The 10,065-nt window shown below is 59.7% G+C and carries 11 protein-coding genes and 1 pseudogene; 7 read left to right on the top strand and 5 right to left on the bottom strand.

The window, feature by feature from the left end; all coding sequences use genetic code 11:
* A pseudogene (locus IVA74_RS40055) lies at window positions 1-99 on the bottom strand (endonuclease); the annotation flags it as partial.
* A 399-nt stretch (window positions 100-498) separates the two neighbouring features.
* On the opposite strand from IVA74_RS40055, the gene IVA74_RS40050 reads away from it, so the two are divergent.
* The 3 genes from IVA74_RS40050 (at window position 499) to IVA74_RS40040 (ending at window position 2,369) form a co-directional block, all read left to right on the top strand.
* Window positions 499-702 carry a hypothetical protein gene (locus tag IVA74_RS40050; RefSeq protein WP_247353577.1) on the top strand — a complete coding sequence of 68 codons (204 nt, stop codon included), beginning with the start codon at window positions 499-501 and terminating at the stop codon, window positions 700-702.
* A 723-nt stretch (window positions 703-1,425) separates the two neighbouring features.
* Window positions 1,426-1,965, top strand: a complete 540-nt coding sequence (locus tag IVA74_RS40045) for an acyltransferase (protein WP_247353575.1) — start codon at window positions 1,426-1,428, stop codon at window positions 1,963-1,965.
* 173 nt (window positions 1,966-2,138) lie between these two features.
* On the top strand, window positions 2,139-2,369 hold the full coding sequence (locus IVA74_RS40040) for a hypothetical protein (protein ID WP_247353574.1): 231 nt from the start codon (window positions 2,139-2,141) through the stop codon (window positions 2,367-2,369).
* 71 nt (window positions 2,370-2,440) lie between these two features.
* On the opposite strand, the gene IVA74_RS40035 is transcribed toward IVA74_RS40040, so the two are convergent.
* Window positions 2,441-2,782, bottom strand: coding sequence for an H-NS histone family protein (locus IVA74_RS40035; protein WP_247353572.1), 342 nt, complete (start codon window positions 2,780-2,782; stop codon window positions 2,441-2,443).
* Between the two features lie 1,049 nt (window positions 2,783-3,831).
* Here IVA74_RS40035 and IVA74_RS40030 point away from each other — a divergent pair.
* Entirely contained in the window at window positions 3,832-4,530 is a 699-nt protein-coding gene (locus IVA74_RS40030; RefSeq protein WP_247353571.1) for a response regulator transcription factor, read from the top strand.
* Between the two features lie 719 nt (window positions 4,531-5,249).
* Here IVA74_RS40030 and IVA74_RS40025 read toward each other — a convergent pair.
* The 3 genes from IVA74_RS40025 to IVA74_RS40015 form a co-directional block, all read right to left on the bottom strand.
* Entirely contained in the window at window positions 5,250-5,459 is a 210-nt protein-coding gene (locus IVA74_RS40025; protein ID WP_247353569.1) for a hypothetical protein, read from the bottom strand.
* Between the two features lie 520 nt (window positions 5,460-5,979).
* The gene (locus IVA74_RS40020) at window positions 5,980-7,305 is read right to left on the bottom strand and encodes an adenylate/guanylate cyclase domain-containing protein (RefSeq protein WP_247353567.1); all 1,326 of its coding nucleotides are present in this window, start codon (window positions 7,303-7,305) and stop codon (window positions 5,980-5,982) included.
* A gap of 203 nt (window positions 7,306-7,508) precedes the next feature.
* Complete coding sequence (locus IVA74_RS40015; protein WP_247353565.1) at window positions 7,509-7,931, bottom strand: helix-turn-helix domain-containing protein; 423 nt, start codon at window positions 7,929-7,931, stop codon at window positions 7,509-7,511.
* A gap of 116 nt (window positions 7,932-8,047) precedes the next feature.
* On the opposite strand from IVA74_RS40015, the gene IVA74_RS40010 reads away from it, so the two are divergent.
* The 3 genes from IVA74_RS40010 (at window position 8,048) to IVA74_RS40000 (ending at window position 10,042) form a co-directional block, all read left to right on the top strand.
* Window positions 8,048-8,920, top strand: coding sequence for an NmrA family NAD(P)-binding protein (locus IVA74_RS40010; protein ID WP_247353563.1), 873 nt, complete (start codon window positions 8,048-8,050; stop codon window positions 8,918-8,920).
* Window positions 8,921-9,058: 138 nt separating this feature from the next.
* Entirely contained in the window at window positions 9,059-9,472 is a 414-nt protein-coding gene (locus IVA74_RS40005) for a DoxX family protein (protein ID WP_247353561.1), read from the top strand.
* A gap of 216 nt (window positions 9,473-9,688) precedes the next feature.
* On the top strand, window positions 9,689-10,042 hold the full coding sequence (locus tag IVA74_RS40000; protein ID WP_247353559.1) for a hypothetical protein: 354 nt from the start codon (window positions 9,689-9,691) through the stop codon (window positions 10,040-10,042).
* Window positions 10,043-10,065 lie beyond the last annotated feature (23 nt).

Below are 10,065 nucleotides of genomic sequence, written 5' to 3'. Positions count from 1 at the left end.
CTTGGAGCGCTTGGCGCGAATACCGTGGCCAAACGCCTCCTTGGCATCCTCCGGCAGCAGCTTCTTGAGCTCGGTCTTGGCCAGCTCGTGCTCGCCATGTACGGGCCAAGCTTAGAGCTGGTGCGCATCCGCGCCGCCGGCCAGCAGATGTTGGCAGCGCTGCTGGACTGCCCGGTCCCCGCGGATGCAAAGCGTCTCATGGGCCTGGACCACTATGAGCGCGCGCCGCTCTGGTCGGCAAAAGCGGGCGCTTCGCTTACCCCTCGCGCGGGGCTGATGCGTGAGCAAATTGGCTTCGTTCTGGAATTCTTTGATGAACGGCCGAAGCGGAGCTACTCGTCAATTCAGAATGGTGATCGATCCGATATGATAATCGCGGCGCCGGCCTAACGCGCGGTTAAGGAAGAACCTATAGCCTGTTTCCGTCGTTGACCCGTACGCCACCCGAAAGGTGGTTTAGGATCTGGGCCGAATCACATGAGGGACCTCAGGGCAAAATTGGCCAAGCTCCGCGCCGATGCCGCAGATCTCGCCCTGATGAGCAGACGGGCGAGCGATCCGGAAAAGCGTGAACTGTTTGGACGCTTGGCAGATGAGCTTGCCATAGAGGCGCTTGAGCTTGAGCAGGTGGTCAAAAGGCAAAGCAAGAACTCAGGTTCCAACCACCCGGACAAAATCGTAATTCTTAAGGGGGCATTCTGAGCGGGGCTAACGCCTTCCTGATCGCGCAGGCTCGCTCGATCGCGGGACGCTCCGCAATGCTCGGCGATCCCCACCTACCGAACGGCCCCGGCCCCACGATTCTCAGAAACCCCTTGGCCGGGATCCTCTTTGTCCTGGCTACGATAGCCCTCTAGCGAACACCCTCAAGTTCGGCTCGGAGCCGCCCCGGAGCGGTACTTCCCTGCGCAAGGCAAACAAATTCCCTGTTCGCCAGCGAAAATTTCCCTGTTGGATGTGGGCGCAGGGCAGGTTCACGGTTGGGATTTGCTTCGCGAATCTAAGGCCTTGCCGCAACTTGGGAGGGGGGCAGCGGCCCTGCGCCCGGCGCGCTTTCCCTGTAAACTTCCCTGTTCGCAGGGAATAGATAGGCGCCCCCCTTCATCCGGAGGGGCATTGAACCCGAACCGTTTGAAAAGTTGGTTTTGACCGACCGAACCCACAGCGTTGACGAACAGGCGTGGCCGTCTACGTCCCGGGCTTCCGTTGCTTGAGGCCAATGGGCAAGTAGCCGCGACCCATCAAAGGGGCCCGCTCGCAGCTCCGGCGCGGAGCACGGCCTGGACCGCGTATGTTCGAAAACGCTTTGTGCGGAGCCGAAGCCAGTGCCATTCTCCCAGATTCAAACGACCGCGGGTCTGGCTCCGGTTGCATTGTTCGCAGTTGCAAATCACGTGGTGGCTTCCGATGCCCTTAGATCCCAGAATGCCCGATCGCCGAGTCGATCAATGGGTCGCGCTCATCCGAGAGTTTCTGCGAGTTCTTGCAGTTCGCAAAAAAGAACAATTTGACCGAAGAGTCTCAATCGGAGATCTTCTCACCGAACGCGACCAAAACGCCGCGGCATATGGCTTCGGCGAGGGAACCACGATGTACGACAACGTGCTCGTTCTGGGGTCTGTCAAGGTCGGACGAAATACCTGGATTGGACCAGGATGTATCCTGGATGGCTCGGGTGGAGATTTGCAGATAGGGGACTGGTGCTCCATCTCTGCTGGCGTCCAGATCTACACACATCATACCGTAAATCGTTCAATTTCGCTCGGCCGGGATCCGATCGATTACGCACCCACCTGGATCGGCAATGGAGTATATATAGGCCCGAATTCGGTTGTCCAAATGGGTGTAACGATCGGCGACCGCGCGATCATAGGTGCAAATTCACTGGTCAACAGGGATATTCCTACAGGTGCCAAGGCGTTTGGCTGTCCTGCGCGCCTTCAGCGGCCCTCAACGTCGAAATAATGCAATCCGCGGCCGGCCCAAGTTTCCATTTTCGCCGCAACTCCGGTCGCTACCGATCTAATGGCAAGACCAATGCGCAAGCCGGAGGAATAAATAATTACTCAGTTAAGAAATTTAAGTTGCGCTTCCGCTAGTTTGACGTACGATTTAATCGAGGGCTGGAATGTTGCAGGATGACCCCGATGACCCACCTGGACGCCGACAGCGAAGACCGTCGTGAGTTCTTGAAGAGTTGCGGAAGATTTGCCGCCGTGACCCCTCCAGCTATGACCTTGTTGCTCTCCACCTCTCTTACCTCGGCCGCCATCGCGGGTTCGGCTGGCCGAATTGTGCACGGCAACAATGGGGGCGGCAACGGCGGCGGGGACGGCAGTCCTAACGGCAAAGAGGATGACGACCGCTGAAGGGTGGCGCCAACGGCCCGCGACAGCCATGCCGGCGTTCGCGCGGGCGCCGGTACAACGATTGCTTGTGCTCAGCCGGTCTGGCGGCGCTTCTGGCCGGATGAGCGGTTGATCAACAGGTCGGTCAGCTTTTTGCCGGCGCGAAGCTGCTCTTTCAGCCATCGGGGCTGCTTACCGCGACCAGACCAGGTTTGGGATGGTTTCTTAGGATTCCGGTACTTCGGCAGCACTGGAGGGTAGGGGCGCCGTGCACGCTCCTCGGTGGGAGTGCCGGCGGTTCCCTCTATCCTGCGAAGCCGCTGTTCGAGCTTGGCTTTTTCCGCAGTCATCCTGCGACTGAGAACCGTGGTCACCTCGTCGTAAAGTTGCCAAAGGTCCCCCGTAGGGACGGATGTCCAGTCGTCCTTACCCATGGAAGCCGTCCCCAGCTACTTCCGTCAAACAGAAGGTGGAGGGGATATCAGGTCGAAGCCCGGTCCGGCAAGCGCGATCGGTTGGCGGGGCAGGCGGCCAGCGCGAAGTCCGACGCCTGTCGCCGCTACCGCCTCGTGCCGGTTGTCCGACCGAGCAGGCGCCTCCCAGAGGCCCTTCGCCGGTTGGCTCGTCGGGGGCCAAACATCCGTTGCTCGGCCTGCAATACGCGACTACGCAAATTCCGCAATTCGGTGAATTGAACGATCAGATCCTGATGAGTTTGACGCAGAACAGCCGAAGAATGCATGTGACCACCTACACTCGTTACAAAGATCACCTCGTAACCGCTCAGTGAAATTGCCGGGCTGACGAAGACGCCGGTTCAACTCTGCTGACCAGTTGTTCATCGGTGCTACAGTTAGATTGAAGGCCTTTTCCCTGGATTTCGCTCGAAACGAGCATTGGCAGGGTGCTTTCGTTGAAATCAGGCAGTTTGAAAAATTTTCATTCCTCATTTGAGCTCCGCGCCGATACACAAAATCAAAGGATCGGAGCCGTTCTTTGCGTCGGATGAACGCTCCTCGACGATAATATTACTCTGCAGCCTCCCCGGGTTGGATCGCCTCGTTTTAGGCGAAACTTCGTTGAATGTTAGATTTGAATCGCGGATATCCCTATATATCCTTCGTAATATAGCAGCGGTGGACCGATTAGATGGATGTCGATTATGATAGTCAGCGACTCACCCCGCGCCCAAAATACACCGGCCGGGCGAAGTTTACTTGCGTTACTATCAAAAATTGCCCGGAAGGTCGGCTTCCGCCGAAGATTTCGCGTTTTTGCGTTTCGAGCAGAGCCCGGGTTCGTACGGTGGTGCACGCAATTTCAGAGTGAGTTACGCTCACACCGCGGTCAAGCGTTGCGAGATGTGCCTCAGCAAGTGCGACACTTTGACATTGCAAATTGGCTTTATGGTTAGCGAACGTTACCGAAGACGTTGCTGGAATAAACTGCCGCATTATGGGTTTACGAATTGGGCAGAGGAAGCATGCGTCGCATCAGAATTGTCATCGCGGATCGGCACCCGATCGTTTTGGAGGGAATCAGCAGCGTCTTGGCGACGCAGCACGATTTTGCGATCGTGGCCTCATGCGGAGATGCTGCAAGCTGCATCGAGGCAATTCGACTTCTTGTGCCGGACATTGCGCTGGTGGATTTGGGCGCGCCTGAAATGAGCCGGTCTGACTTCCTGGCTCTGGCAAACACCGCGGGCCAGGGTACTCGGGTAGTTTTCTTCGTCGATACGGCTGGCGATGACGCGTTGCAGAAGCTGGTTGCCGGCGGGGTCTGTCTCGTCCTCACGAAGCATGCGAAGCCGGAGACGTTAGTCGCCACCCTGCGGAAGGTTGTTCAGATCCGAGGATTGGCGTCACGGTCGCACAGCACTGGGCAGGTTGCTGAAGACTCTCGCGCAGGTGAGGAGAAGTCCCTGACCCAGCTGACGGACCGGGAGCGGCAGATCATGCGGCTCGTATCGGAGGGCCTATCGAATAAGGAAATTGGGCGTTGCCTGAACATTGCCGACGGTACGATCAAAGTCCACCTTCATCACATCTTTCAAAAACTGGACATCAGTAATCGGACAGTTCTCGCGGCATTGGCAATTTCACGGAATGAGCTGCATTCAGCGCCTCGTGAGTCGAGTGCTACCGGTCTTACACAGCGAGATCCCGCCAGCGCGAAATGACGAGGACGTTAAGCGCAACAACGCCTTTTCGACTCACGGGAATCGGGTCTGCCTCTCAAGGAGGTTCTCGGATGTCCAGGCCCGCGGCCCCCGCAACCCGAGCCACGCTTTTCAGCATGCCGCAGCAAATGAGCCGACGTGCTGGCTGGGCAAGTCAATGCGCTATGCATGCGCTGAAACGATGCTAATTTTCGGCTTTGGTCGCGCTCGATACCCGAGTGATAGCGCGGTCGCAATTGGCCTTGAGCCTCTCTTCCTCTTCATCTGCGCAATCGACGCCGCCATATGCGGTCGGGCTTCCGGAGCTGCCGCCGGTCGCGAAAGGCCCCTTACCATTGCCTCCGGCACCAGCGGATCCGCCGCCAACGGGTGTCCCTGCAGCAGCATGAGGTGAGCTGGGCCGGCCACCGCCGGGTGCTCCACCCCCTCCGGATGATCCGCCGCTACTGGAGGTCCCCGACCTTACCGCGGAGGACCGATCGTTGTCGAAGACAGACTGGTTCCTGTCGCCCTGCGTCGCTCCGTTCAGACCGCCCGAACGTGCAATGGCTTTCGAGGTCAGGGAGGTGGACAGAAGCAATGTCATGACCGGGGGCGTCACGGCCGCGAATCTTCCGCATGTCTTCAAAAACGCCCGCCGGTCGTCGTCTTCGTTGCCGTCCCGGGTCACGCTGCGCTCTCCTCGATTTAAATGAAATATAAAACCATGGTATTATATATTATATTTTAAACAAGGCATTTTCTTTTTGAATGGCGGGAATTGCTGGGCGCGAATCTTCTAGGCCGATCAACGGCAGCATCCAGACTCGCCTTTGAACCTCCTGGGGTCTGGACTCAAGAACCATGCGCTCAATGACGTTGCGGCCTTTATAGGCATTCTTGTCGTATCCATGCGGATGTTTGCGGGTGGGGCGGTCGCTTCCCGGCACCTAGTTCCGCTGGCGATGTTGATGCTTGCGCCGGCATCAGGTCTTCCGGCGTTCGGCAGTGGCATCGCCATCAGCGTACTGTATGCGCTGAGTTTGGGCGGGGCGTCCGGCTCACTGCAGGCCATCAACGCCGCCGGTTACGCCCAGTATCGGCCGCGACCGTCTTGGTGCAATCAGGGGAGCGTCGTTCATCTTCGGCATCGCGGGCGCGGCATTCGGACCGCTGCCTTTCGCAGTCAGCATCGATTGGACAGGAAGTTATGCCGCCGTCCTCATCGGTTGTTGTGCTCTTTGCCTTACGTGCCGGGCTTGCGCTTTCACGGTCCAGCGACCGTCCTCCGCGCGGCGAAATTAATAGCCAAGCGAAAGAGTGGGCGAGCGGGATCTCCGCTTCAGGGCGACCCGCGCAATAGTTGATCTCCTAGCGTCCGTCAGGCCGATTGTCCGCACTGGGTCAAAATGCGAAGAACTCAACCTGAGCAAATCTGGTTCGCCAATAGCATCAAGAGCGGCCCTTCACTTAGATGATCGCTGCGAACAGATCCCACCGGCCCGGAAGTCCCTTAAGTTCATGCGATCCGCGCTCGGCGAACCTCAAACCCGCGCCTGCGACGAGATCGGTGACGACCCGTGACACCAAGACTTCGTCAGGCTGCGACTGGGTCATAACGCGCGAAGCTGCATGCACGGCGACGCCGCCTATATCGCGGCCCCTGATCTCGATTTCGCCGGTGTGAAGACCCACTCGGAGCGCCAAGCCAATCTGTTTTGCAGCTGTTCCAAGCGCGAGGGCGCAACGAACGGCGCGGGCTGGTCCGTCGAAGGTGGCGAGAATGCCATCGCCGGTGGACTTGATCAAAGTGCCGCGATGCTTCTCGACGATTTGCGACGCCAGTTCATCGTGACTGTCGAGCAATTTGCGCCATGCCCGGTCGCCGGCTTCGGCGGCGCGGCGCGTTGAATCGACGATATCCGTGAATAGGACCGTGGCGAGAACGCGATCGATATCCTCCGGCGAGCCGTCGCGATGCCCCGTCATGAACTCTTCGATATCGCCAAGCAGCTCGTCGCGATCGCTGAAGCCGAAATATGGACTGTGGTCATCTCCGGCATATTCGATGAATCGCGCGCCGGGAATCCCCGCGGCTAAATCGCGGCCATGCTCGACCGGTACCTGCACGTCGCCGTGACGATGCAGCACGAGCGTCGGAGCGCGTACGTTCTCAAGCAGCTGACTCACATCGATCGACGCATTCAGCAGGGCAAACTGCTTTATGGCTCCGGGACTGGCTGCAAGCCTTTCATACTTGGCGAATTGCGCTACGGCGGCAGGATCGGTCGCGAGGCTGGGAGCAACTCTGTTGATCATCGCGCCCGTGCCCCACGACTTCATGAGCTGTATGGCCCGTTGCTCGCCGTCTCCGGGCAAGTCGCGTCGCCGTCGATAGCCGCCAAAGAGGATGAGTTTGGATACGCGCTCGGGATAGGTGGCAGCAAACATGACGCTCATCGCGCATCCCTCGGAAACGCCAAGCAGCGCGGTCTGGGTTGACCCGATGCTGTCCATGACGGCGCGAACATCATCCATCCGCTGTTCGAGCGAAGGGGCCCCGGCCACCCTGTCGGAAAGCCCCTGGCCTCTCTTGTCGAAGGAAACCACGCGGGCGAAGGTCGAAAGGCGGCGCATGAAAGCGGTATAACCGCGCAGTTCATGCAAGAATTCGACATGCGAAATGATGCCCGGGACCATGATGATATCGACGGGTCCGCTACCCAGCGTTTGATAGGCGATATTGACGTCGCCGCTGAGCGCATAGCGCGTCTCCGGCATGGCAAAATCGATCATCAGTCACTTCCTTGACGGCTAAGGTCCCCACCGCCGAAGCAAACAGGCGACATCGTTCGTCACCTGGTCGGCGCGCAGTTAGCATCTTATCGTACGGGCAGCTCAACAGGGCTAGAGCAATGGCCTCGAAATGTCGCAAAAGCAGCTGTAGAGGCCGAGCGAGACCGTGGTGTTCGCCCCATGCGAACTTCTGCACCAGATCACTAGCGCGGGACATCACAGGGGGCTCCGTCAAAGCGGACGCGCGCGGCATGGATATCGGAATAACGCCGGTCGGCCCAATCGATGAGGCTCGCCATCGGCTCGAGCAGGGATTGGCCTAGCGGGGAAAGGTAATATTCAACGCTCGGTGGCTTGGTCGGAAAGACATTGCGGGTGACAAGTCCGTCGCGCTCCAGGTCGCGCAGCGTCTGGGTGAGCATGCGCTTCGAGATATCGCGGATGGCTCGATGAAGCTCGCTGAAGCGCTGCGGTCGCGTCGCGAGGGTCATGATCATGAGTATGCTCCACTTATCGCCGATGCAGTCGAGTACGTCGCGCACCGGGCAGTGTACGGATTCTGCTGACCGGGCGTCGTCCGATTGATATCGGCTGAATCGCTCGATCGCACTCAATGCGTCGCTCATGCCGGTCTCCTTTTTCTCTCCTGGTTACAAAAAACTGCCTCCTTACGGTGCAGACCTCAGGTCTCTATGTGAGACCTGCCCTAGAACGTAGACCATTTAACACCGGGAGAATACGTATGTTTCTAGTCACGGGAATCACGGGAAAAGTCGGCGGCGCAACGACCAGGCATCTGCTGGCCCAAGGTAAGAAAGTACGCGCGCTGGTTCGCGATCGCGCGAAGGCGGCAAGCTGGTCGGACCAAGGCGTGGAACTGGTCGACGGCGACTGGAACAATGCGGCCGCCATCGAGCGGGCGCTCAAGGGCGTCGACGGCGCGTTTGTCATGTTGCCGGCCGTCTGGGCTCCCTCGCCGGACTTTAGGGAAGCCAAGGGGGTCATCGCGAATTATGTCGAGGCGTTGACCAAGGCCGCGCCCCCGCGGGTCGTCGGGCTCTCGTCGATGGGTGCGAACAGAACCAGCGGGTTGGGGATGATCACAGCCCTGTCGTTGCTGGAGCAGAGCCTTCGCAAACTGACATCGCCGACCGCCTTCGTGCGCGCCGGCGGGTTTTTCGAAAATTTCCTTTACGGCCTGCACGCCGCCCAGGGCGGCACGCTCCCCGTCTACTACAATCCGACCAACCGGAAATCGACCATGGCCGCGACGAACGACATCGGTGCCGAGGCGGCGACGCTGCTGACCGGGCCGGCGTGGTCGGGGCATCGCGTCATCGAACTTGGTTCGATGGTCAGCGCGGATGAAGTCGCAGCGCAACTGGGAGATGTCATGCAGCGCGAAGTCAGGGCGTTCGCAGTGCCGCGGGCCGAGTGGTCGGCAGCGTTCGAACAGTTCGGCATCCCGAAGGGCCAAACCGGACCGGCTGAAGCGATGTTCGAGGCCGTCAACGCGGGCTGGATGGACCTCGGCGTAGCGGGCACGGAGCACGTCGCCGGCACAACGCTGCCCCGCGATGTCTTCGCGGCGGCCCAGAAGACCGCCACGGCGTAGGTCCGGATCAGCGATGAGATGCGACTTTCGAACCTGCTCCGGAAAGTCGCATCTCCTTCGGAAAGAATGCGTCGCGGCCGCCCCTCTCTTGGCGGCCACACAGGTCCTTCGGCGCCCTCATCAGAAAAGGATAGACAAATGTCAAAGAATTCCTGGAGCCAAGTCTCGGCCTTGGCGCTTGCTGTTTTCTTCGTCGTGGGATCGCTCAGCAACATCTTCGCCCCGGGGTCCATCTACGAGGAATATCTTCGGTGGGGATACCCACACTGGTTCCATTTCGTGACCGGATCGCTAGAGCTCACGACCGCCGTTCTGCTGGTGCGGGCACGAACGCGGCTGTGGGGCTCGGCGCTGGGCTGCACCGTGATGTTGGCGGCGCTCGCGACCGTCACATTGCACGGCGAATACGGGCACGCGGTGGCGCCGCTTGTCGTCGCGACACTATCGATAGTCGTCGGCTGGATCGCCTCGCGGAAAGCGGCTCCCCGGCCCGGCATGACCGACGCTACTGGAGAGCCGAGGGATTGTCTGCGTGCGAACGTTCGCGGCTGAAACTGGATGTCCACCTACCAATGTTTGGCCCTAGCTGACCCCGCGTTTGATCGGCTGCTGCGTGTTCTGCAGCTACGGGTCGATCCCGTGTCCGCCGATCCAGTCCGGCGATGAGGACCGAGAGTCCTGCTGCGGCTGAGATCCGGCAGGTTTGGCTGGCGAACATGTGAACCGGGCTGGCTTCCATAGTTTCACTTTTCGTGGGATGGTCGTGTCATGCATTTGCGGCGACTGCTCAAACTCACTTTCGCGTTCTTTGTGAGCCTCGGCCTGATGCTGGCGCCTCTGATCACGCCGGCCGCCGCTGCGCACGCGCGATCGGCCGTGATGGCCAACATGTCCATGTCGGCCGACATGCCCTGTTGTCCGGAGGAGCAGAAGAGCAAGGACTGTCAAGACTGTCCGCTGGTTGCAATGTGCGTGTTGAAGACGGCCCAGGCGGGACCCTCTGAGGCCGCCGCCCTTCCGCTGCGGCACGCAATCCGGACCACCCACTCAGTGGCGGACGACGTGGTCGGCGACGGTTTGATCCGTCCACCTCCCGACCAACCCCCTCGAATCCTGGCCTGAACGGCGCTTGACGCCGATTGCGT

The sequence above is a fragment of the Bradyrhizobium sp. 132 genome (genome assembly GCF_023074185.1).
In the GTDB taxonomy this organism is placed as follows: Bacteria; Pseudomonadota; Alphaproteobacteria; order Rhizobiales; family Xanthobacteraceae; genus Bradyrhizobium.
This window is presented reverse-complemented; position numbering and strand designations above follow the sequence as displayed.